We start from the raw sequence: 23,064 nt of genomic DNA, 5'->3' as shown, positions 1-23,064 counted from the left end.
GAGAACTGATGTCCAAAGACTATGACGTCGCCGTGGTCGGCGGCGGGCTACTCGGCTCCGCCATTGCCTGGGGCCTCGGCCGGCTCGGCAAGCGCGTCGCCGTGCTCGACGAAGGCGACATTACCAAGCGTGCCTCGCGCGCGAATTTCGCGCTGGTCTGGGTGCAGAGCAAGGGCCTCGGCATGCCCGCTTATACGGTGTGGACCGTACGGGCGTCGCAGGCCTGGAGCCGGCTCGCGGAGGAGTTGAAGCAACAGACCGGCCTCGACGTCTCGCTTCAGCAGAATGGCGGCTTTCATCTCACGCTCGGCGAGGACGAATTCGGCCAGCGCACCGAGCTGGTCAAGCGCATGCACAACCAGGTCGGCGCGGCCGATTACAAGATGGAGATGCTGCCGGCATCCGAGGTGAAGAAGGCGCTGCCGCTGATCGGGCCCGAGGTCTCCGGCGGCAGCTATTGTCCGCTCGACGGCCACGTCAATTCATTGCGCACCTTCCGCGCCTTCCATACCGGCTTCAGAGCGTTGGGCATCGACTATTTTCCGGAGCGCTCGGTCTCCGCGATCGGCAAGAGTGGCGGTGAATTCCGTCTGACCACGCCGCAGGGCGAGCTGCGCGCCGCCAAGATCGTGCTCGCGGCCGGCAATGCCAACCAGACGCTGGCGCCTATGGTCGGCCTTTACGCGCCGATGGGCCCGACCCGCGGCCAGATCGTGGTGACCGAGCGCACCATGCCGTTCCTGCCGCATCCGCTGACCACGGTCCGCCAGACCGACGAGGGCACGGTGATGATCGGCGACAGCAAGGAGGACGAGCTCGACGACCGCGCGCTGAAGCATTCGATCAGCGCCGTGATGACCGATCGCGCCCAGCGCATGTTCCCGCATCTGTCGCGGCTCAACGTGGTCCGAAGCTGGGCCGGCATCCGCGTGATGCCGCAGGACGGCTTTCCGATCTATGACCAGTCGGAGACGCATCCCGGTGCCTTCGTCGCCTGCTGCCATTCCGGCGTGACGCTCGCCTCCAACCACGCCTTCGAGATCGCGCGCATGGTGGTGCAGGGCGCGCTCGAGCCGGAGCTGGTCGGCGCGTTCTCGGCCAGCCGCTTCGGCGGCGCGGGCGCGGCGAACAACAGCGGCTATTAGAGATATGAAGGAGCCAAGAGGCATCGATGTTTAGACGATCCGAACAGGACAAGCGTCCTCAGGTGCAGATCTTCGTCGACGGCGTCGCGGTCGCGGCGCGCCAGGGCGACACCGTCTCTGCGGCGCTGTTGGCCTCCGGCGTCGACGCGCGGCGCTCGACTGCGGTGAGCGGTTCGCCGCGGCTGCCTTATTGCATGATGGGCGTGTGCTTCGACTGTCTCGTTACCATCGACGGCGTCGGCAACCGCCAGGGCTGCCTCGTGCCCGTTGCTGAGGGCATGCAGGTCGAGATCCAGAAGGGCAAGCGGGAGATCGGAAGATGACTGTGGCTCCCAAGCGCGAAGCCTATGACGTCGTGGTGATCGGCGCCGGTCCCGCCGGCCTCGCCGCGGCTGCGACATCCGCCGACGCCGGCCTGTCTACGCTGCTGCTCGACGAGAATATCGGCCCCGGCGGCCAGGTGTTTCGCGCCATCTCGTCGACGCCGGTCACGGAGCGCAATCAGCTCGGTGCGGACTATTGGGTCGGTGCCGATCTCGTGCAGTCGTTGCGCGCGAGCAGCGCCGAGGTGATCCATCGCGCCACCGTGTGGAGCCTCGACCGCAATCTCGATATCGCCGTGTCGATCGGCGGTGCGTCCGCTTTCGTCAAGGCAAAGCGGGTGATCCTCGCGACCGGCGCGCTGGAGCGGCCGTTCCCGATTCCGGGCTGGACGCTGCCCGGCGTGATGACGGCCGGCGCGGCGCAGACCATGTTGAAATCATCGGCTCTGGTGCCTGACGGCCGAACCGTCATCGCAGGGCAGGGGCCGCTGCTCTGGCTGCTCGCCGCGCAGATCCTGCGCCTCGGCGGTCAGATCGACCGCATCCTCGACACCACCGAGCGCGGCAATTATTTCGCCGCGCTGCCCCATGCCTTCGCCTTCCTGACCTCGCCCTATTTCGCCAAGGGCCTGTCGATGATGCGCGAGGTGAAGGCGAAGGTGCAGGTCGTCTCCGCCGTCACAGAGCTCACGGCGTCCGGTGACGGTCAGCTCGCGAGCGTGAGCTATGTCGCCAGCGGCAAGCGCGAGACTGTCCCCGCCGATCTGCTGCTGCTGCATCAGGGCGTCGTGCCCAACGTCAATCTGGCAATGGCGGCCGGCGTCGAGCACCGCTGGGACGATCTGCAATTGTGCTGGTCGCCGGTGCTGGACGCGAGCGGAAATTCCTCGGTCGCTGGTATCGCCATCGCCGGCGATGGCGCCGGCATCGGTGGCGCCAATGCGGCTGTGGTGCGCGGCCGGATAGCGGCGCGCGCAGCGGTGGAAGCGCTGACGCCAGCGGCCGCCGCGAAGTTGCCCACGATGGCGAGCCTGCGCGCTGATCTCGCCAAGGCCGAGCGCGGCCGCGTCTTCCTCGACACGCTGTTCCGCCCCCCGCCGCAATTCCGAATTCCCTCCGGCGACACCATCGTTTGCCGCTGCGAAGAGGTGACGGCAAAGGACGTTCTAGATTCCGTCGCGATCGGCGCGACCGGTCCGAATCAGCTCAAGGCCTATCGCCGCACCGGCATGGGTCCGTGCCAGGGCCGGCTCTGCGGCCTCACCGTCACCGAGCTGATGGCGCAAGCGCGTGGGAAGACGCCGCAGGAGATCGGCTACTATCGACTGCGCGCGCCGGTAAAGCCGATCACGCTTGCCGAGCTCGCCGCCGTCCCTAAGAGCGAGGCGGACGTCAAGGCGGTGGTGCGCGGATGACCAAAAATGTGGATGCGATCGTCGTCGGCGGCGGCATCCACGGATGCTCGACCGCGCTGCATCTATGCCTCGCCGGGTTGAAGCCAGTGCTGATCGAGAAGGACTATGCGGGCCGTCACGCCTCCGGCGTCAATGCCGGCGGCGTGCGCCAACTCGCGCGGCACATCCCCGAAATACCGCTCTCGATCCGTTCGATGGAGATTTGGGAGAAGATATCGGATCTCCTCGACGACGATTGCAGCTTCGAGAGCCACGGCCAGGTGCTGGTTGCGGAAAACGAGGAGGAACTCGCGGTTTGCCGCGCGCGCGTGGCCGAGCTCAACGCGCTCGGCTTCACCCATGAAGAGCTGATCGACGCGACTGAGCTGCGGCGTCTCGTTCCGGCGGTTGCCGAGACCTGCCCCGGCGGCGTGGTCTCGCGCCGCGACGGCGCAGCCAGTCCGGCGCAGACGACGACGGCCTTCCGTCGCAAGGCCGAGCAGTTAGGTGCGACCGTGCGCGAGGGCATGGCGGGCGGCAATATCCGTCACAGTGGCGGCCTCTGGCATGTCGACGTCGGCCCGGATACCTATGCCGCACCGGTTCTCGTCAACGCCGCCGGCGCCTGGGCCGGGACAATCGCGGCCGCGCTCGGCGAGCCGGTTCCGGTCGAGACCGTGGCGCCGATGCTGATGATCACCTCGCGCGTGCCGCACTTCATCGATCCCGTCGTGATCCTGCGCGGGCGCAAATTGTCCTTCAAGCAATTCTCCAACGGCACCGTTCTGATCGGCGGCGGCCATCTGGCAATGCCCTATCAGGACCGCAACGAAACGGTGCTCGACTGGAAAAGCCTTGCGACGAGCGCGCAGACGGTGTTCGAGCTGTTTCCGGTGATGCGCAGCGCCACCATCGTGCGGGCCTGGGCCGGCATCGAAGCCAAGATGAAGGACGACATTCCCGTGTTCGGGCCGAGCAGCCGTCACAAGGGCCTGTATCACCAGTTCGGCTTCTCGCTGCACGGCTTCCAGCTCGGCCCCGGCGCCGGCGCCGTCATGGCAGAGCTGATCGTGAACGGCGGCACCCAGACCCGTGTCAGCGGTCTCGGCATCGACCGCTTCCATCCCACCACGCTCTAGCAACAAGAGGACATCATGAGCATCACCCGCAGCATCCGCACGCCGATCATGCACCGCGCCGTCGAAGCCAACGGCTTCGTCTTCCTCGGCGGCACCATTGCCGACGACACGTCGGTCTCGATGGGCGAGCAGACCCGAAACATCCTCGGCAAGATCGCCGGCTATCTGAAGGAAGCGGGCACCGACAAGTCACGCGTCGTCAGCGCATCGATCTTCGTCACGGACCTCGCCAAGAAGAAGGAGATGGACGCGGCCTGGACCGAGTTCTTCGGCGACAATCTGCCGACCCGCGCCACCGTCGGCGTCGCCGATCTCGGCGGCAGCGCGCTGATCGAGGTGGTGGTCACCGCGCTGAAGGGCTGATCGCGGGCTTCAAACGACAGCGCTTTCCGCGCTGTCGTTCCCTCAACCGCGGCTTGATCTTGCGCTCTTGCATGACTAATTAAAGGGCTCTCAATCAGGAACTTCGCAGCCATGGATTTTACCTCGACCGCAACGCCCATCCGCCTTGCTCACGGGGAATTCCATGCCTGCTTCGATCATCCTGTCGAACCTCTCGCTGTCCACACCTGACGGCCGTTCTCTTCTTTCCAGCATCGATCTGACATTCACTGCCGAGCGCACCGGTCTCGTTGGCCGCAACGGTGTCGGCAAGACGACGCTGCTCGCGTCGATCTTGGGCGAGCATGTTCCCCAGTCCGGGCGAGTCCTGATCAACGGCACCATCGGCCTGCTGCGCCAGGCCGTGCAACCGCCTGCAGACAGCACGGTGGCTGATCTGTTCGGTGTGCGCCATGTCCTCGAACTGATGCGCCGTGCGGAGCAGGGCGACGCCTCGGCGGACGACATCGCCGGGATCGACTGGACACTCGAAGCACGGCTTCAAGCCGCGCTGGCGCGCTTCGGCTTCGATCTCTCGCCCGAGGCGCAGCTCTCGCACCTGTCCGGCGGCCAGATCACGCGCGTTCGTCTTGCTGCGCTGGTGTTTGCCGAGCCTGATTTCCTTCTGCTCGATGAGCCCACCAACAATCTCGACCGGGACGGACGCGAGGCGGTGACCGACCTTCTCGCCGGCTGCCGCGGCGGCGCAATCGTCGTCAGCCATGACCGGGACCTGCTCGAGACGATGGATGCGATCGTCGAGCTGACGTCGCTGGGCGCAACACGATACGGCGGCAATTGGAGCCGTTACCGCGAGCAGAAGGCAATCGAGCTCGCTTCCGTCAGGCACGATCTCGCGCATGCCGAGCGGCGCCTGTCCGAGATCGATGGCAAGGCCCAGGAAGCCGCCGAGCGGAAAGCGCGCAAGGACAGCGGCGGCAAGAAGAAACAGGCGAAGGGCGACATGCCGCGCATCCTGGCCGGTGCACGCAGGGATCGCAGCGAGGATAGCGGCGGCAAGAATGCGCAAATCGCCGAGCGGCGGCGGGCGAACGCGCTGGAGGCGATCGACACCGCACGCCGGCGTATCGAGGTTCTTCAGCCGCTGTCGGTGAAGCTACCTGTGACCGGCCTGCCCGCCGGGAGGGAAGTGGTCTGGCTCGACGGCGTCAGCGCCGGCTATCGACGGGAGCAGCCGGTCTTGCACGATCTGTCGTTCACGATGGTCGGGCCGGAGCGCGTCGCGCTCGTCGGGACCAACGGCTCGGGCAAGACGACGCTGCTGAAGCTCATTGCTGGCGAGTTGCGCCCCGTTGCAGGCACTGTGCGGGTCAGGCCCGACTTCGCGCTGTTCGATCAGAAGGTCAGCCTGCTTGATCCCGCTCTATCGATCCTGGAGAACTTCGGCCGCCTCAATCCAGCGGCGGGCGCGAATGCGTGCCATGCCGCGCTGGCCCGGTTCATGTTTCGCGCCGATGCAGCGTTGCAAGTCGCCGGCAGCCTGAGTGGTGGTCAAATGTTCCGTGCGGGGCTTGCCTGCGTGCTGGGCGGGACGAGGCCGCCGTCCCTGCTGATCCTGGACGAGCCGACAAATCATCTCGACATCGAGTCGATCGAGGCCGTTGAAGCTGGCTTGAGAGCCTATGACGGCGCGCTGCTCGTCGTCAGCCACGACGAGGCGTTCCTGCAGGCGATCGGGATCACGCGACGGCTCGATCTTGCTGCCGGGACGCGCGCCATTGGTAGGATCATCTGACCCCACCGCGCGGTGAAAATGTGGCGAAGATTTTCAAAAGCCCGACGCCCTGCCCCCAGCGCGTCGGGCGGAAAAACTGAGTATCAATCCGTGATCCCAACGCCATTGTTGTGACTCGTGTCGCATCAATTTGCTACTCCGGGAAACTACCGCGTCGGGTCCGGACTGCCCTGCAGCGGGACTACGAGGTTGCGCCACCGCCAGGCTCCAGGGCTTCGCCCATCTCCAGCGGGTGGGCCATGGTCTCGTGCAGCGCGTCGCGGTCGAGCTCGCCCTCGGAGATGCTGATGACGACGCAGGCGACGCCGTTGCCGATCAAATTGGTCAGCGCGCGGCACTCGCTCATGAACTTGTCGATGCCGACCAAGATGGCGATCGACTGGATCGGGATGTCGGGCACGATCGAGAGCGTCGCGGCGAGCGTGATGAAGCCGGCGCCGGTGACGCCGGAGGCGCCCTTCGAGGTAATCATGGCAATGCCGAGGATGCCGAGCTCCTGCCAGATGGTCAGATGAGTGTTGGTCGCCTGCGCCAGGAACAGCGTAGCCAGCGTCATGTAGATGTTGGTGCCGTCGAGGTTGAAGCTGTAGCCGGTAGGGATGACGAGGCCGACCACCGAGCGGGAGGCGCCGAGATGCTCCATCTTCTGGATCATCTGCGGCAGCACCGTCTCGGAAGACGAGGTGCCGAGCACGATCAACAGCTCGTCCTTGATGTAGGCGATGAAGCGCAGGATCGAGAAGCCGGCGAGCCGCGCGATCGCGCCAAGTACGATCAGCACGAACAGGATGCTGGTCAGATAGAACGTGCCGATCAGGGCCGCGAGGTTGAGCAGCGAGCCGAGACCGTAGGCGCCGACGGTGAACGCCATGGCGCCGAAGGCGCCGATCGGCGCGACACGGACGATGATGCGGATGATGCCGAAGAACATCTTCGCGGCCTTGTCGATCGCGTCCGCAATGGGCTCGCCGGCCTGGCCGAGGAAGGCGATGGCGAAGCCCGAGAGGATCGAGATCAGCAGCACCTGCAGGAGATCGCCGCGTGCGATGGCGCCCAGATAGCTGTTGGGAATGATCGCCATCAGATGAGCGACGATGCCCTCTTCGTGGGCCTTGGTGACGTAGGTCGCCACCGATTTCGGATCGATCGTGGCGGGATCGATGTTGAAGCCGTGGCCGGGCTGGAGAATCTCACCGACGAGCAAGCCGACTGCGAGCGCGACCGTCGAGACGGTCTCGAAATAGATCAGCGATTTCAGCCCGACCCGGCCGACGCGCTTGAGGTCGCCCATCGAGGAGATGCCGTGCACTACGGTGCAGAAGATCACCGGCGCGATCATCATCTTGATCAGCGCGATGAAACCGTCGCCGAGCGGCTTCAAGGCCTTGCCGAGATCCGGATAGAGGTAGCCAATGAGCACGCCGAGCGCGATCGCGATCAGGACCTGGATGTAGAGGATCTTGTACCAGGGTTGGCGCCGACGGAGGACGGCTGGCTGGATCGCGACTTGTGTCATAGAGTGTGCCCCGGAACGCATTGATCTTGCAGGATTTGGCTCCTGCTTGGCCTGCACCATGTGATGGCCGCCGCAGAAGTGACAATCACATTTTTGTCGGATCGCACGAACATCGATCGTTGCACCGCAATTGGGGGGGGACATGGCGACTGCAACAGGCTCCGACGAGCAAACGCAAGGCTATTTTCCGCACTGGAAGCTCAAGTCCTCGGGCGTGATCATGCCGGAGGAACGGCTGCCCTGGGGTCAGACCGTCGTCTCCGGTCTCCAGCATTGCGTCGCAATGTCGGGCTCGACGATCATCGCGCCGCTGTTGATGGGGTTCGATCCCAATGTTGCGGTGCTGTTCTCCGGCGTCGGCACGCTGATCTTCTTCGTCATCGTCGCGGGGCGCGTGCCGAGCTATCTCGGCTCGAGCTTCGCATTCATCGCCGTCGTCATTGCCGCCACCGGCTATGCCGGGCAGGGGCCGAATCCGAATCTGTCAGTTGCGCTCGGTGGCATCGTCGGGGCCGGCGTGCTGTACGGCCTGATTTCGCTGGTCGTGATGTGGTCTGGGGTCGGCTGGGTCGAGAGGCTGCTGCCGCCGGCGGTCACCGGCGCCGTGGTCGCTGCGATCGGTCTCAACCTCGCGCCCGTGGCGGTGAAGGCGGTGAGCGCAGGTGCATTCGACACCTGGATCGGGCTCGCAACCGTTCTGATCATCGGCGTGGTTGCCGTTGCCGCGCCGGGCCTGTGGCGCCGCCTGCCGATCATCGTCGGCGCAATCGGCGGATATCTCTTGTACCTGCTGTTCGCGAACGGCCTCGGCTTCGGCAAGTCGATCGACTTTGCGCCACTCTCGGCCGCGCCGTGGTTCGGCCTGCCGAGCTTCACCGCGCCGACGTTCCAGGCCGATGCAATCTTCCTGATTGCGCCCGTTGCGGTCATCCTCGTCGCCGAGAATCTCGGGCACATCAAGGCCGTCGGCGCCATGACGGGCCGGAGCCTTGATCGCTATCTCGGCCGCGCCCTGTTCGCCGACAGCCTCGCGACCATCGTGGCAGCCAGCGGCGGCGGCACCGGCGTCACCACCTATGCCGAGAACATCGGCGTCATGGCGGCGACGAAGGTCTATTCTACCTTGTTGTTCGCCTTCGCGGCCATTGTGTCGATCCTGCTCGGCTTCTCGCCGAAATTCGGCGCGCTGATCCTCTCGATCCCGGGGCCCGTCATCGGCGGCCTCTCGATCGTGCTGTTCGGGTTGATCGCGGCGATGGCCGGCCGGATCTGGGTCGAGAACAAGGTCGACTTCGCAGATCCCGCGAACCTGATCACCGTCGCGGTGGCGCTCACCGCAGGCGCCGGCGATCTCACGCTCAAATTCGGTGCGTTCACGATCGGCGGAATCGGCACGGCAACCTTCGGTGCCATCATCCTGTACCAGATACTGACCTTGACGCGCGCCCGGCACGCCGACTGAAGCACAATGCGTTGAGCGATGGAACAAAGCGCCGGTTCCGTCGATGATCACGCATCCCTGGAGATCACTCATGCCACAAACCGATCGCTCGAGCTCCTTTCCCTCGCGTCTCGTCGGCCAATATGCACTGGTCACCGGCGCCTCCCAAGGCATCGGCCGCGCCGTTGCCGTCCGGCTCGCCCAGGAAGGGGCGACCGTCGCCATCAATTATTTCGGCAGTCCTGAAGGCGCGGAGGAGACGCTCGCGCTGGCGCGAACGGCAGCTGCCGACCGCGGCCATGGCAGGCTCGACCATGTCGTGGTCAAGGCCGATGTCGGCAACGAGCAGGACATCGCCGCGATGTTCGAGACCGTCCTGTCGCGCTGGAAGCGCCTAGACTGTCTCGTCAACAATGCCGGCTTCCAGCGGGAATCGCCGAGCGAGGCGCTCGACGTCGAAACCTATCGCCGCATCATCGACGTCAACCTCAATGGCGCGGTGCTGTGCGCGCAGAAGGCGCTCGCCCATTTCGTCGCGCGCGGCGGAGGCGGCAGCATCATCAATTGCTCGAGCGTGCACCAGATCATTCCCAAGCCCGGCTATCTCGCTTATTCGATCAGCAAGGGCGGCATGGCCAATCTGACGCGCACGCTGGCGCTCGAATTCGCCGGCCGGGGCATCCGCGTCAATGCGGTCGGCCCCGGGGCGATCGACACGCCGATCAACGCGGCCTGGACAGGCGACCCGGAAAAGCGGGGCGTCGTCACCTCCCACATTCCCTTGGGGCGCGTCGGCACGCCGGAGGAGATCGCCGCCGTGTTCGCCTTCCTCGCCTCGGACGATGCGAGCTACATCACCGGGCAGACCCTCTATGCCTGTGGTGGCCTGACATTGTTTCCGGAATTCCGGGAGAACTGGGCGAGCTGAACGTCAGCTTTTTACCGCGTACCCCGCGCCGGAGGAAAAGGTCAGGGTCGTTTGGGCGTCTGCGGCGCCGTGTGCTATCGACCGTGGACGACGCTGCCGTTATGGCAGACGCCGACACGTGAAGGGCTCGTGACCACAACCATCAACATCAATGCCTACAGTGACGCGCTGGTGGTCCTCGGCACCGCCGGCGTCGTGGTGCCGATTGTCCGGCATTGGGGCATCAATCCGGTGCTGGGCTATCTCGGTGCGGGCGCCATCCTCGGTCCGCTCGGGCTCGGCTCGCTCGTCAAGGATCTCCCGTTCCTGTACTGGTTCACGGTGGCGGATGCGCAGAACGTCGAGGGTATCGCCAATCTCGGCATCGTGTTCCTGCTATTCCTGATCGGGCTCGAGCTGTCCTTCCGGCGGCTCGTCACGATGCGGCGCCTGGTGTTCGGGCTCGGCGGCCTGCAGGTGCTGGTGACCTCAGCCATGATTTTCGGGGCGGCGCTGCTCGCCGGACAGAGCTCCGACACCGCCGTCATCCTCGGCGCCAGCCTCGCGCTGTCCTCGACGGCGATCGTGCTCGAGCTTCTGTCCAACGAGAGGCGGCTTTCCACCTCTTCCGGGCGTGCCAGCTTCTCGGTGCTGCTGGCGCAGGACCTCGTCGTGGTCCCCATTCTCGTTTTCGTCTCGGTGCTCGGCGCGGGCACTGGTGGCTCCGTCGTGGCGCACATCTCCAGTGCGATCCTGAAGGCAGCGCTGGCGGTCGCTTTCCTCACTCTGGTCGGACGGCTGCTGATGCGTCCGCTGTTCCAGATGGTTGCGGGCACCCATTCGACGGAGTTGTTCGTCGCCGCGACCCTGTTCGTCATCGTCGGCGCAGGGATTGCCGCGCACCAGGCGGGACTGTCGATGGCGCTCGGTGCATTCGTTGCGGGACTGATGCTGGCCGAGACCGAGTACGGCAAGGCGATCGAGGCCACCGTCGAGCCGTTCAAGGGACTGCTGATCGGCATCTTCTTCTTCACCGTCGGCATGGCCATCGACTTCCGCGTGTTCATGCGCGAGCCCGGTTGGCTGCTGGCCGCCGTCATCGGCATTCTCGTCGGCAAGGCGATCGTGCTCATCCTCCTCGGCCGGCTTTTCAAGCTCTCCTGGGCGGCGGCGATCGAGATCGGCTTCCTGCTGGGTCCCGTCGGCGAATTCGCTTTCGTCAGCATCGGAATGGCGGTGGCCAGCGGCTTGATCGAGCCGCGCGTGTCGAGCTTTGCCGTCGCCGTCACCGCGGTGACGATGGCCTTGACGCCGCTTCTCGGCATGCTCGGACGACGATTGGCCGCGAAGCTGGGCCCCGAGCGCTCGCCCGATCCCGAGCTGGCGGTTCGGCCGCCCGTCGACCGGGCGCAGGCCATCGTGGTCGGCTACGGCCGCGTCGGGAAGGTCGTCTGCTCGCTGCTGACCAGCCATGGCCTGGACTACATCGCGGTCGATCACGAACCGATCGGCGTGGCGCGCGACCGCCGCGACGGTCACAAGGTCTATTTCGGTGATGCGACGGAGCAGGGCTTCCTCGAAGCCTGCGGCCTGATGCAGACCACCGGCGTGATCATCACTGTCCAGTCGCGGCCGGCGATCGATGCCGTCGTCGAGCGGATTCGCGCGGTGCGGCCGGATGTGCTGATCGTTTCGCGTGCGCGGGACGCCGATCATGCCCGCCATCTCTATGCGATCGGCGCAACCGATGCGGTGCCGGAAACCATCGAGGCGAGCCTGCAGCTGTCCGAAGCCGCACTGGTAGGCCTCGGCGTTGCAGTTGGTCATGCGATCGCCTCGGTCCACGAGAAGCGCGACGAATTCCGGCTGACGCTGCAGCAAGCCGCTCGCAAGGCTGGGCAGGAGAAGCCTCGTCCGCTCGATCTCACGGGGCGGCGGTCCCCGCGCTAGCGGGCTACGCGAGGTCGCCATGCGCCGGGATTGCCCTGATCTGGCAAAACGAGCCCGCACGACCTACATCTGCGCCATGAAGAATGCTCCGCCGGCAACCCCGCCGCTCCAGGATTTCATCGGCCGGCACAAACGGCTGTTCGTGCTGACCGGCGCCGGCTGCAGCACCAATTCGGGCATTCCCGATTACCGCGACAGCCACGGCAACTGGAAGCGGACCCAGCCGGTCAATTTCCAGGCCTTCATGTCGGACGAGCATACGCGGCAGCGCTATTGGGCGCGCAGCCTGATCGGCTGGCGGCGGTTCGGCCAGGCGAAGCCGAACGATGCGCATCATGCGCTGGCCCGGCTCGAGGCGAACGGCCGGTGCGGGATGCTGCTGACGCAGAACGTCGACCGCCTGCATCAGTCCGCCGGCCACCGGCAGGTGATCGATCTGCACGGACGGCTCGACCTGGTTCGCTGCATGGGTTGCGGGGCGAAGATGCCGCGCGATGAGTTTCAGCACGCGCTTGGCCGGGCGAATGCGGGGTGGCTGACGCTCGATGCGGCCGATGCTCCTGATGGTGACGCTGATCTCGAGCACGAGGATTTTTCGTCTTTCCAGGTTCCGGCCTGCGAAGTCTGCGGCGGCATCCTCAAGCCCGACGTCGTGTTCTTCGGCGAGAACGTCCCGCGCGACATCGTCGCTGTTGCGCGGGATCATCTGGCGCAGGCCGACGCCATGCTCGTGGTCGGCTCCTCGTTGATGGTCTATTCCGGATTTCGCTTCGTACAAGCTGCCGCGCAGCGCAACATTCCGATTGCGGCAGTCAATCTCGGCCGCACCCGCGCCGACGATCTCTTGACGCTGAAGGTCGAGGAGCGCTGCGAGACGGCGCTCGCATTCCTGCTCTGATCGCGCCGACCACGAACACGTCTTGCCTATTGCATAGGTGCCAAGCAGAATAGCCGGGCGCGGCGTTGTCCCCGTCGTCCATGGCATGGAAATTGCTGCGCTTTCAGTCTCAGTCTTGATGATCAGCGCGGAGAATTTGGAATGCTTGAGGGAGCCGAGGTACGGCTTGCCGTCGATATCGGTGGCACGTTCACCGACATCGTGCTGGACGTGGGACAGGATCGGAAGACACGCAAGGTGCTGACGACGCCGCAGCGGCCCGAGCAGGCGGTGCTGGACGGGATGCGCCTCATCCTTGCCGATGCGCGCGCGCATATCAGCGACATCGACGTCTTCATTCACGGCACCACGCTCGCCACCAACGCCATCATCGAGCGCCGCGGCGCGAAAACCGCGCTGATCGCGACGGACGGCTTCCGCGACGTGCTCGATATCGGCACCGAGAGCCGCTACGATCAATATGATCTCAGCATCGACAAGCCGAAGCCGCTGGCGCCGCGCAGCCTTCGCTTCACCGTGCCCGAGCGTATCGATGCGCACGGTGGCGTCCGGCTCCCGCTGGACGAAGCGGCGGTGCGCGCACTCGCGCCTAAATTGCGTGAACAAGGCGTCGAGAGCGTCGCGATCGCATTCCTGCACTCCTATGCCAATCCCGAGCACGAGCGGCGCACGGCTGCGATCATCAGCAAGGAGATGCCCGGCATCTCCGTGACCGTGTCCTCGGCGGTATGTCCCGAGATTCGCGAATATGAGCGCACTTCCACTGCGGTTGCCAATGCCTATGTGCAACCCCTGATCGACGGCTATCTCGCTCGCATGGCCGATGCCTTGCAGGTCGAGCAGTTCCGCGGCGCGATCTACCTCGTCACGTCAGGCGGCGGCGTGACGTCAATCAAAACGGCGCGCCGCTTCCCCGTGCGTCTCGTCGAATCCGGTCCGGCCGGCGGCGCGATCTTCGCGGCGCAGATCGCCGCGCGTCTTGGCGAGAGCAAGGTGCTGTCCTTCGACATGGGCGGCACAACCGCGAAAATCTGCCTGATCGAGAAGTACCAGCCCGAGACCTCGCGCGTGTTCGAGGTCGATCGCGCCGCGCGCTTCCTCAAGGGCTCCGGTCTGCCGGTGCGCATCCCCGTGATCGAGATGGTCGAGATCGGCGCCGGCGGCGGCTCGATCGCGCATGTCGATGCGATGAAGCGCGTCACGGTGGGGCCAGAGAGTGCGTCATCGGAGCCGGGACCGGCCTGCTACGGCCGCGGCGGGCAGCGTCCGGCTGTGACGGATGCGGACGTTGCCCTCGGCATGATCGACCCTGATGCCTTCGCGGCCGGCACGATCAAGCTCGATCCGGAGCTTTCGAAACAGGCGCTGCTGCGCGACGTCGGTGCGCCGCTCGGCATGTCGGCGGAAACCGCGGCCTATGCCGTGCACGAGGTCGTCTGCGAGAACATGGCGAGCGCCGCGCGCGTGCATGCGGTCGAGCGTGGCGCGGTCGTCGGCCAGCACACGCTGATCGCGTTCGGCGGCGCCGCGCCGCTGCACGCGGCCCGCGTCGCCGAGAAGATCGGTGTCTCCCGCGTGATCGTGCCGTCCAATGCCGGTGTCGGTTCGGCCGTCGGCTTTCTCGCCGCACCGATCGCCTATGAGCTGGTGCGCAGCCGTCACGTCCGGCTCGATGATTTCGACACCGAGGCGGTCTCCGATCTCCTGCAGGAGATGGCGAGCGAGGCGCGGGCGCTGGTCGAGCCGGGTGCTGCCGGCGCGCCGGTGCGCGAGCGCCGCGCCGCCTTCATGCGCTATGTCGGGCAGGGTCACGAGATCTCGGTCGAGCTGCCGAACCGGCGGCTGACGACGGCCGATCTTGCCGGCCTGCGCCAGAAATTCGAGGCGGATTATTCCGCGATGTTCGAGCGGCCGATCCCGGGCGCGGCGATCGAGGTGCTGAGCTGGTCGGTGCTCGCCACGACGGAGGCGCGCAATCCCTCCGCGGTCGCCGCCGTCGCGCGCAAGCCGGCGGCAAAGGCCATCGGCAGCCGCAAATTCTTCGACGGTCGGGCAGGCGAGGTGATCGAGATCCCGCTCTACCGCCGCGAGGACATGGCGCCGGGTGCGACTATCGCGGGCCCCGCCGTGATCGCGGAGGACGAGACTTCGACCTTCGTGTCCACCAGTTTTGACGCGCATATCGACGGTGCCGGCAGCATCGTCATGGAACGGAAGGCGGCCTGATCATGAGCAAGGCAAACGGCGCGAGCCTGATCGACCTCCAGATCATGTGGCACCGGCTGATCGCCGTGGTCGAGGAGCAGGCACAGGTGCTGCTCCGCACTGCATTCAGCCCGATCGTGCGCGAATGCGGCGACCTCTCGGCCGGCGTGTTCGATCTCAAGGGCCGAATGCTGGCGCAGGCGGTGACCGGCACGCCCGGCCACGTCAACTCGATGGCGGAATCGGTCAAGCACTTCATTGAACACTTCCCGATCGAGACGATGAAGGAGGGCGATGCCTACATCACCAACGATCCCTGGATGGGCACCGGTCACCTCAACGATTTCGTCGTCACCACGCCCTGCTTCAAGGACGGCAAGCCGGTCGCGCTGTTCTCCTGCACCAGCCATCTCATGGACATCGGCGGCATCGGCTTCGGGCCTGACGCCACTGACGTGTTCATGGAGGGTCTCTATATCCCCATGCTCAAGCTGATCGACCAGGGTGTCGTCAACGAAACGCTGATGGCGATGATCCGCACCAACACGCGGCTGCCGATCGATACCGAGGGCGATACCTATTCGCTCGCCGGCTGCAACGACGTCGGCTGCGAGCGCCTGGTCGAGATGATGACCGAGTTCGGCATCGACACGCTCGACGAGCTCGGCGACTACATCTGCGAGCGCTCGCGCGAGGCCGTGCTTGCCGAGATCGCCAAGCTGCCGAAGGGCAGCTGGCGCAACACCATGGTCGTCGACGGCTATGATGCGCCGGTCACGCTCGCGGCGACGCTGACGATCACGGATGCCGGCATCCACGTCGATTTCGACGGCACTTCCGCAGCCTCCAGGTTCGGCATCAATGTGCCTTTGTCTTACACCACGGCCTATACCGTGTTCGGCCTCGGCTGCGTCGTGGCATCGCAGATCCCGAACAATGCCGGGTCGCTCTCGCCGCTGACGGTGTCGGCGCCGGCGGGGGCGATCCTCAATGCGCCGAAGCCGGCGCCTGTCGCCTCGCGCCACGTCATCGGTCAGATGCTGCCCGACGTCGTGTTCGGCTGCCTGCGCCAGATCATTCCCGAGCGCGTGCCGGCCGAAGGCACATCGTGCCTGTGGAATCTCAACGTGCGCGGCCAGACGCGAAGCGGCGCCGGCGGCAATTACGGGTTCTCGATGGCGGTGACCTCCAATGGTGGCACCGGTGCGCGCTTCGGCAAAGACGGCCTGTCGGCGACGGCCTACCCCAGTGGCGTGCGCGGCACGCCGGTCGAGATCGCGGAGACGCAGACGCCCTTGATCTTCTGGCGCAAGGAGCTGCGGCCGGATTCCGGCGGGCCGGGGCGCACCCGCGGCGGTCTCGGCCAGATCATCGAGGTCGGCAGCGGCGTCGATGCGCCATTCGACATTCTCGCCGCGTTCGACCGCATCGATCATCCGCCGCGCGGCCGCGATGGCGGGCGTGACGGCGAGGCCGGTTATGTCGGCCTCAAGTCCGGCAAGAAGCTGCGCGGAAAAGGCTTCCAGCAAGTGCCGCCGGACGACCGGCTGGTGGTGCTGACGCCCGGCGGCGCCGGCATCGGCGATCCCGCGACGCGCGAGCGCGCGGCGGTCAAGGACGACGTCGAAAGCGGCTTCGTCTCTTCGGACAATGCAGCTGCAGTTTATGGGTACGCGCGGTGACGCGCTGGCGTCTGACGGGCTCGGCTACATTGCGCGCGTCACGCTGCCGTATCTGGTCATCATGATCGGCTTCGTGCTGCTGCTGACGCTCTGGCCCGGCATCGTCACGATCCTGCCGCGCGTGCTGTACGGGTAGACTCTACATCGCCCCGGCTCCAAATAGGGACGCCGAAGCTTCAACACCGTCATGGCCGGGCTTGTCCCGGCCATCCACGCCTTGTTCTCGGTACGAAGAACGTGGATGCCCGGGACAAGCCCGGGCACGACGACATTCTCGGTTAGGCCGCCGCCTTCTTCCGCGCGAGCTCGGCCTTGTACAGCTCGAATTCCTCCGCGATCGCGCGCGCAACCGATGGCCGCTGACGCAGGCGGTCGTGATAGGCCTTCAGGTTCGGCCATTTCGCGAGCTCGACCGGCGGGGTCGCCATGGTCCAATTGATGACCGTGACGAGATAGGCGTCGGCGACGCTGAAATGGTCGAGCAGGAAGTCGCGACCCTTGAGATGGTTGTCGAGATAGTCGAGCCGCGACAGGTTCTTCTCCAGCGCATAGGCCTTGGCCTCCTGCGGCGCCTTGCGGTCGAGCAGGGGAACGAACAGGCTCTTGTGCAGCTCGGTGCCGATGAAGCAGAGCCATTGATGCAGCCGCGTGCGCTCGATGCCGGCGGCGCCGAGGCCGGATTGCGGAAAGCGGTCGGCGACATATTGCAGGATCGCCGCGTTCTCGGTCAGCACCACGCCCTCGTCGGTGCGCAGCGTCGGCACGAGGCCGATCGGATTCACGGTACGGAAGTCGGAGCCGTCGTTCAGCACCTTCTTGGACGGCGGATCGACTTCGAGATAATTCGCCTCGGCGCCGGCTTCGTACAGCGCGACGCGGGTCGCCATCGAACAGGCGAGCGGCGAGAAATAGAGATCCATCTGTAGCCTCCTTGGGCAATTCCTCGATGTGACATTTCGGAGTGTCGCTCAACCTGGCCAGATTGATTTTTGTACCATCTTGCATAGTATAAAGGCGGTCAAGGATTAATTTGCGGAATGGTACAAAAATCGAAGCCGCCAGCTGCTGCCAATGCACCCGCGCGGCGCGCCGAACCCAAGCGCCGCGGCCGTCCGCGTGCCTACGAGCCCGATGTCGCGCTCGGCCGCGCGCTCGATCTGTTCCGCAAGCAGGGCTTTGCCGCGACCTCACTCGACGATCTCAGCGAGGCGACGGGGATGAATCGTCCGAGCCTCTATGGCGCTTTCGGCGACAAGCGCGAGCTCTACATCAAGAGCTACCAGCGCTATCGCGAGCAAGCCGGCGCGGCGATGGTCGATATCTTTCGCCAGGAGATGCCGGTACGTCCGCGGCTGGAACGCATCTACGCCGCCGCGCTGGACATCTATCTGTCCGGCGACACCGGCCCGCGCGGTTGCTTCACGGTGGTGACGGCCGCGTCCGAAGCCGTTGGCGATCCCGAGATCCGCGCCCTGGTGCTCGAGGGCCTTACCGGTCTCGACAAGGCTTTTGCAAGTTGCTTCCGCCGCGCCAAGGAGAAAGGCGAGCTGCCAGAGAGCGCCGATCCATTCGCGCTGGCGCAGATCGCTTCGGCCACCATCCACACCATCGCCATCCGCTCCCGTGCGCGCGTTCCGCGCAAGGAGCTCGAGGCGATCGTGAAGGGCGCGATCGACGTCATGGTGGGGGCTGGGCCGAAAACCTGAGCTGTCGTTCCGGACAGCGGACGACAGAGAGTGTGTAGAGCTGGCGAGCCTCTAATACCCTCTTGCCCGATCCACCACGTTCTCCAGCGCAGCGCCCGCCTCGAAGCGTGCGATCTGCTCGGCGACGTAGGCCGAGATCGCGTCCGCGTCGGTGTCCGCGGCATTGTGCGGGGTCAGCACCACCTTGGGGTGGGTCCAGAACCGGCTGTCTTTCGGTTGCGGCTCCTGCACGAAGACGTCGAGCGAGGCGGCGCCCAGCGTACCGTCGTCGAGGCAGGCCAGGATGTCGGTTTCGTTCTGCAAGCCGCCGCGGCCGGCGTTGATCAGCACCGGTGCGCCGAGCGGGCCGTTGCGGTTGAGCTTGGCGAAGACGTCGCGGTTGAGGATGCCATGCGTGTCGGGCGTCAGCGGCAGCAGTGAGACCAGGATGTCGGTCTTGCGCAGGAACGCGTCCATCCCGGCCGTGCCATGGAAGCATTCGACACCGTCGATCGTGCGCGGGCTGCGGCTCCAGCCGGCAACGCGGAAGCCGAGCCTGCGCAGCACATCGGCCGCGTCGGCGCCGAGAGTGCCCAATCCCATGATGCCGACAGTGATGGCGCTGGCCGGCCATTGATAGGTCGGCTCCCAGCGCTTCGCGCGCTGCGACTCCCGCAGGTAAAGCTCCTGGCGGTGGTGCATCAGCACGTGCAACACGACATATTCGGTCATGCGGTTGGTCAGGTCGGGCACGGCGACGCGCACCAGCGGCACGTCAGGCAGGCTCTTGTCCGCCATCAGCGCATCGACGCCGGCACCCAGATTGAAGATCGCACGCAGGTTGGGGAACGCGCCGAGATCGCCAGGCACCGGCTTCCACACAGCGGCATAGTGCACCTCGGCTGGATCGAGCGCGGAATTGGGCAGCAGCGCCACGGGGCGGCCGCCGCAGACTGCGTCGAACCGGGCTTTCCAGCGCTCCGGCGTCCAGTTCTGCTGCATGCTGTTGATCAGGACGGCCAGTGTGCCTTTGGTCATTCGAAGTGCCTCGTGGAGTTCCGCTTGAGAAGGCCCTCCTTGGCACGATCTGGCGGATTTTTCTTGCAAATTTTTTCCGCAGTCCTGTCGGGGCGGGGCATAGTGGATCGTCCTAAAAACAAGTGTTCAAGAAGGTGCTGCCCATGCTTTATGCGATCCTTTGCTATCACGACGAGGACTTCGTCGGCTCCTGGAGCAAGGAGCAGGACGAGGCCGTGATGAAGAAGCTCGCCGTGGTGCAGGAGAAGCTCACCAGCCAGGGCCGGCTCGGCCCGGTTGCTCGACTGTTGCCGACCACGGCGGCGGCGACGCTGCGCAAGGAAGACCCGCCGCTGGTGCTCGACGGCCCCTATGCCGAGACCAAGGAGCAACTGCTCGGCTTCTACATCGTCGACTGCAAGAACCTCGACGACGCGCTCGATGTCGCGCGCGACCTCGGAGCCGCCAATCCCGGCGGCGCCTATGAGGTGCGTCCCGTCGGCGTATTCAGGCCCGGAGGAAATCTGACGTGAGCGAGGCCGACACCGCCTGGATCGAGACTGCGCTGACCTCGGCGCGACCTCAGGCGGTTGGCGCGTTGCTGCGCTATTTCCGCGATCTCGATACGGCCGAGGAAGCCTTTCAGAACGCCTGCCTGCGCGCGCTGAAAACCTGGCCGCAGAACGGGCCGCCGCGCGATCCCGCGGCCTGGCTGATCATGGTGGGCCGCAACGTCGCCATCGACGAAGTCCGCCGCGCCCGCAAGCAGCAACCACTGCCCGAGGACGACCAGGCGATCTCCGATCTCGATGATGCCGAGGGTGCGCTTGCCGAGCGGCTCGACGGCTCGCACTACCGAGACGACATCTTGCGGCTGATGTTCATCTGCTGCCACCCGCAGCTGCCGGCGACGCAGCAGATCGCGCTGGCGCTGCGTATCGTCTCCGGTCTCACGGTGAAGCAGATCGCGCGCGCCTTCCTGGTCTCGGAAGCGGCGATGGAGCAGCGTATCACGCGCGCCAAGGCCAAGGTCGCCGACGCCGGCGTCCCGTTCGAGGCGCCCGGCGCGATCGAGCGCTCCGAGCGGCTCGCCGGCGTTGCGGCGATGATCTACCTGATCTTCAACGAGGGCTATTCGGCGAGCGGCGACACCGCGGAAATCAGGAAGCCGCTGTGCGAAGAGGCGATCCGGCTGGCGCGCCTGCTGCTGCGGCTGTTCCAGAGTGAGCCGGAGATCATGGGCCTGACGGCGCTGATCCTGTTGCAACATGCGCGCAGCGCCGCGCGCTTTGCGGCGGACGGGTCGCTCATCCTGCTCGACGACCAGGACCGTTCGCTGTGGAACGGCACCATGATCGCGGAAGGCCTCGCGCTGATCGACAAGGCGATGCGCCACCGCCGTAGCGGACCCTACCAGATCCAGGCCGCGATCGCCGCGCTGCATGCGCGCGCAGCGACGCCGGAGGAGACCGACTGGACCCAGATTGACCTGCTCTACGGCGCGCTCGAAGTGGTGCAGCCTTCGCCGGTGGTGACGCTCAACCGCGCGGTCGCGGTCTCCAAGGTGCGCGGGCCAGAGGCTGCGCTCGAGCTGATCGAGCCGCTGGCGCCGAAGCTCGCCAATTACTTCCACTTCTATGGCGTGCGCGGCGCCTTCCTGATGCAGCTTGGCCGCAACGAGGAGGCTCGTATCGCCTTCGATCGCGCCATTGCGCTTGCCAATACGTCCGCGGAGGCCGCCCACATCCGCATGCATCTCGATCGCCTGATCCGGGATAGCCAGCCGAAGGGGGTGGTGTCGGGCAAGGCGAAGGTGAAGTAGGGCGAGCTATTACCGCGCCAGCATGCCCGGGCTCGTCCCACGCATCCACGTTCATCCGCAACAAGAACGTGGATGGCCGGGACAAGCCCGGCCATGACGAAAAAATCATCCGGCCGTGTCGGTCCCCGCCATCCCCTTTCGTCTTAATCCCGTATCGAAGGAAGTCATCATGCTGAAAGCCATTGCCATCATCGCCATCGTCCTCGCAGCCGGGCTTGCGGGAATCCTCGTCTTTGCTCTGACGAAACCCGACACATTCCGCGTCGAGCGCAGTCTCGCCGTGAAAGCGCCGGCCGATGCGATCTATCCGGTCGTCGCCGATTTCCGCCGCTGGACCGCCTGGTCGCCCTATGAAAGCCGAGACCCCGCCATGAAGCGGATCTTTGGCGGAACCGCCGAAGGCAAAGGCGCGACCTATGCCTGGGACGGCAACAACAATGTCGGCGCCGGACACATGGAGATCCTCGAGGCGAATGCGCCCTCGAAGCTTCGCATCAAGCTCGATTTCGAGCGTCCGTTCGAAGGCCACAACACCGCCGAATTCACCTTTGTGCCGCAAGGCGATGGCACACTGGTCACATGGACCATGGACGGTCCGGCCCCGTTCGTGTCCAAAGTGATGCAGGTGTTCATCAACATGGACAGCATGATCGGCAAGGATTTCGAGACCGGCCTCGCCAGCCTGAAGAAGCTCACCGAGAAGCAATAGATTTCATTGCCAACGAAGAAGAGGAGAGAAACGATGCTCAATCCCTATCTGTTCTATCAGGACAATTGCGAAGCCGCGTTCAACTATTACGCCAAGGTTCTCGGCGGCAAGATCGAGGCGATGATGCGTTCATCGGACGCGCCACCGGAGGTTCCCGCTACACCCGGCCGCGAGAAGATGATCATGCATGCGCGGATGTCACTGCCTGACGGCAGCGTATTGATGGCCTCCGACTCGCCGGCCGAGCATTTTCACAAGCCGCAGGGCTTTGCGATCTCACTTACGGTCAAGGATCCCGCCGATGGCGAGCGCAAGTTCAACGCACTCGCCGACGGTGGCACCGTCAACATGCCCTTCAGCAAGACGTTCTGGGCCAAGGGCTTCGGCATGTGCGTCGACAAGTTCGGCATTCCCTGGATGGTGAACTGTCCGGCCGAAGGAATGTGATACGCGATTGCGCACATGTTTGATCGAGTTGCGGTTCCCTCTCTCCATGCTGCGGGAGAGGGGACGCGCATGGGATCGTTCCGTCGCGCGCCGATCGCCGTGGTCTCACCGGATCGAGCCGGTTACTTCCTCGCCCTGCGGCGATGACGGTTGCACGCAGCGAGGACAGATCACGAGCTTGGTGCCGAGCTGCCTGTCCTTCTCCGCTTCGATCTCGTCGTGGACCGCCCACCACGCTTCGGAATAAGGCCGCAAGGTGCCGAGCACGCGTTCCCGATCCTGATTGGGATCACTCGCTGCGGACGCAGGGGGCGCTGTCGGCCGCTTCGCGGCATGAACGCGGTTCGCGCTCTTGTTGGGGTCCTGGCCGAGGCCATCCCACGCGATCGGACGGCGCTCCTGGGCCGGTGCGACTGCACAGCCAAGCAGCGTTGTGCAGAAAGTGAGCAAGATAAAGCCGTATCGCATCAGCCGGACCAAAGTTCGCTGCGCGATGCGCAAGATCCACGCGGGAAGGCTTGCATCGCGTCGGTGAAATGGAACTTAAGGCAAACGGGTCGGCCAGCACGGCCATGTAATGAACTCGCGATTCGCATCACTTTGCGGGAGCAGTGCGGCCGCTTCGTGAAATCACGCCAACTGCATCG

At 65.4% G+C, this 23,064-nt stretch carries 22 protein-coding genes; 18 read left to right on the top strand and 4 right to left on the bottom strand.

Annotation, left to right across the window (positions count from 1 at the left end; translation table 11 throughout):
- Positions 1–8: 8 nt before the first annotated feature.
- The 6 genes from BCCGELA001_RS32370 to BCCGELA001_RS32345 all read left to right on the top strand — a co-directional run bounded on the left by BCCGELA001_RS32370 (position 9) and on the right by BCCGELA001_RS32345 (position 6,138).
- Entirely contained in the window at positions 9–1,145 is a 1,137-nt protein-coding gene (locus BCCGELA001_RS32370) for an NAD(P)/FAD-dependent oxidoreductase (RefSeq protein ID WP_060737127.1), read from the top strand.
- 26 nt (positions 1,146–1,171) lie between these two features.
- Positions 1,172–1,468 carry a (2Fe-2S)-binding protein gene (locus BCCGELA001_RS32365; protein WP_060737126.1) on the top strand — a complete coding sequence of 99 codons (297 nt, stop codon included), beginning with the start codon at positions 1,172–1,174 and terminating at the stop codon, positions 1,466–1,468.
- A complete protein-coding gene (locus BCCGELA001_RS32360; RefSeq protein WP_060737125.1) occupies positions 1,465–2,883 on the top strand; it encodes an NAD(P)/FAD-dependent oxidoreductase in 1,419 nt (472 codons plus the stop codon). Before BCCGELA001_RS32365 ends, BCCGELA001_RS32360 begins: the two co-directional genes overlap by 4 nt.
- Positions 2,880–4,001 (top strand): NAD(P)/FAD-dependent oxidoreductase, encoded by a 1,122-nt coding sequence (locus tag BCCGELA001_RS32355; protein WP_008546444.1) that lies wholly within the window; start codon positions 2,880–2,882, stop codon positions 3,999–4,001. Before BCCGELA001_RS32360 ends, BCCGELA001_RS32355 begins: the two co-directional genes overlap by 4 nt.
- Before the next feature lie 15 nt (positions 4,002–4,016).
- Positions 4,017–4,364, top strand: coding sequence for a RidA family protein (locus BCCGELA001_RS32350; RefSeq protein ID WP_008546442.1), 348 nt, complete (start codon positions 4,017–4,019; stop codon positions 4,362–4,364).
- Positions 4,365–4,527: 163 nt separating this feature from the next.
- Entirely contained in the window at positions 4,528–6,138 is a 1,611-nt protein-coding gene (locus tag BCCGELA001_RS32345) for an ABC-F family ATP-binding cassette domain-containing protein (RefSeq protein WP_060737124.1), read from the top strand.
- A gap of 181 nt (positions 6,139–6,319) precedes the next feature.
- Here BCCGELA001_RS32345 and BCCGELA001_RS32340 read toward each other — a convergent pair whose 3' ends face one another.
- Positions 6,320–7,654: a dicarboxylate/amino acid:cation symporter gene (locus BCCGELA001_RS32340; protein WP_008546429.1), complete on the bottom strand. Its 1,335-nt coding sequence runs from the start codon at positions 7,652–7,654 to the stop codon at positions 6,320–6,322.
- 142 nt (positions 7,655–7,796) lie between these two features.
- Here BCCGELA001_RS32340 and BCCGELA001_RS32335 point away from each other — a divergent pair, with 142 nt between their 5' ends.
- From BCCGELA001_RS32335 to BCCGELA001_RS38080, 7 genes are all read left to right on the top strand, one after another.
- A complete protein-coding gene (locus BCCGELA001_RS32335) occupies positions 7,797–9,116 on the top strand; it encodes a solute carrier family 23 protein (RefSeq protein ID WP_060737123.1) in 1,320 nt (439 codons plus the stop codon).
- Positions 9,117–9,186: 70 nt separating this feature from the next.
- Positions 9,187–10,023, top strand: a complete 837-nt coding sequence (locus tag BCCGELA001_RS32330) for an SDR family oxidoreductase (protein WP_008546416.1) — start codon at positions 9,187–9,189, stop codon at positions 10,021–10,023.
- Between the two features lie 129 nt (positions 10,024–10,152).
- Positions 10,153–11,952, top strand: coding sequence for a cation:proton antiporter domain-containing protein (locus tag BCCGELA001_RS32325; protein ID WP_008546414.1), 1,800 nt, complete (start codon positions 10,153–10,155; stop codon positions 11,950–11,952).
- Positions 11,953–12,028: 76 nt separating this feature from the next.
- On the top strand, positions 12,029–12,850 hold the full coding sequence (locus BCCGELA001_RS32320) for an NAD-dependent protein deacetylase (protein ID WP_008546412.1): 822 nt from the start codon (positions 12,029–12,031) through the stop codon (positions 12,848–12,850).
- Positions 12,851–12,991: 141 nt separating this feature from the next.
- Positions 12,992–15,076 (top strand): hydantoinase/oxoprolinase family protein, encoded by a 2,085-nt coding sequence (locus BCCGELA001_RS32315; RefSeq protein WP_060737122.1) that lies wholly within the window; start codon positions 12,992–12,994, stop codon positions 15,074–15,076.
- 2 nt (positions 15,077–15,078) lie between these two features.
- On the top strand, positions 15,079–16,737 hold the full coding sequence (locus BCCGELA001_RS32310; RefSeq protein ID WP_060737121.1) for a hydantoinase B/oxoprolinase family protein: 1,659 nt from the start codon (positions 15,079–15,081) through the stop codon (positions 16,735–16,737).
- Positions 16,721–16,873, top strand: a complete 153-nt coding sequence (locus BCCGELA001_RS38080) for a hypothetical protein (protein WP_158511667.1) — start codon at positions 16,721–16,723, stop codon at positions 16,871–16,873. Before BCCGELA001_RS32310 ends, BCCGELA001_RS38080 begins: the two co-directional genes overlap by 17 nt.
- A gap of 142 nt (positions 16,874–17,015) precedes the next feature.
- Here BCCGELA001_RS38080 and BCCGELA001_RS32305 read toward each other — a convergent pair whose 3' ends face one another.
- Complete coding sequence (locus tag BCCGELA001_RS32305) at positions 17,016–17,657, bottom strand: glutathione binding-like protein (protein WP_060737120.1); 642 nt, start codon at positions 17,655–17,657, stop codon at positions 17,016–17,018.
- Between the two features lie 117 nt (positions 17,658–17,774).
- On the opposite strand from BCCGELA001_RS32305, the gene BCCGELA001_RS32300 reads away from it, so the two are divergent.
- Complete coding sequence (locus BCCGELA001_RS32300) at positions 17,775–18,443, top strand: TetR/AcrR family transcriptional regulator (protein ID WP_060737119.1); 669 nt, start codon at positions 17,775–17,777, stop codon at positions 18,441–18,443.
- A gap of 51 nt (positions 18,444–18,494) precedes the next feature.
- Here the strand turns inward: BCCGELA001_RS32300 and BCCGELA001_RS32295 are convergent, their stop codons facing one another.
- Positions 18,495–19,460, bottom strand: a complete 966-nt coding sequence (locus BCCGELA001_RS32295) for a 2-hydroxyacid dehydrogenase (RefSeq protein WP_060737118.1) — start codon at positions 19,458–19,460, stop codon at positions 18,495–18,497.
- A 143-nt stretch (positions 19,461–19,603) separates the two neighbouring features.
- Between BCCGELA001_RS32295 and BCCGELA001_RS32290 the strand changes: the two genes are divergently transcribed.
- From BCCGELA001_RS32290 to BCCGELA001_RS32275, 4 genes are all read left to right on the top strand, one after another.
- A complete protein-coding gene (locus BCCGELA001_RS32290; protein ID WP_008546388.1) occupies positions 19,604–19,972 on the top strand; it encodes a YciI family protein in 369 nt (122 codons plus the stop codon).
- Complete coding sequence (locus BCCGELA001_RS32285; protein WP_008546385.1) at positions 19,969–21,261, top strand: RNA polymerase sigma factor; 1,293 nt, start codon at positions 19,969–19,971, stop codon at positions 21,259–21,261. The genes BCCGELA001_RS32290 and BCCGELA001_RS32285 overlap by 4 nt, the downstream gene beginning before the upstream one ends.
- 169 nt (positions 21,262–21,430) lie before the next feature.
- Positions 21,431–21,970: an SRPBCC family protein gene (locus BCCGELA001_RS32280; RefSeq protein ID WP_008546383.1), complete on the top strand. Its 540-nt coding sequence runs from the start codon at positions 21,431–21,433 to the stop codon at positions 21,968–21,970.
- A gap of 33 nt (positions 21,971–22,003) precedes the next feature.
- Entirely contained in the window at positions 22,004–22,417 is a 414-nt protein-coding gene (locus BCCGELA001_RS32275; RefSeq protein WP_008546381.1) for a VOC family protein, read from the top strand.
- Positions 22,418–22,522: 105 nt separating this feature from the next.
- Here the strand turns inward: BCCGELA001_RS32275 and BCCGELA001_RS32270 are convergent, their stop codons facing one another.
- Complete coding sequence (locus BCCGELA001_RS32270; protein ID WP_060737977.1) at positions 22,523–22,888, bottom strand: hypothetical protein; 366 nt, start codon at positions 22,886–22,888, stop codon at positions 22,523–22,525.
- Between the last annotated feature and the right edge of the window lie 176 nt (positions 22,889–23,064).

Source organism: Bradyrhizobium sp. CCGE-LA001 (assembly GCF_000296215.2).
Lineage (GTDB): Bacteria > Pseudomonadota > Alphaproteobacteria > Rhizobiales > Xanthobacteraceae > Bradyrhizobium.
This window is presented reverse-complemented; position numbering and strand designations above follow the sequence as displayed.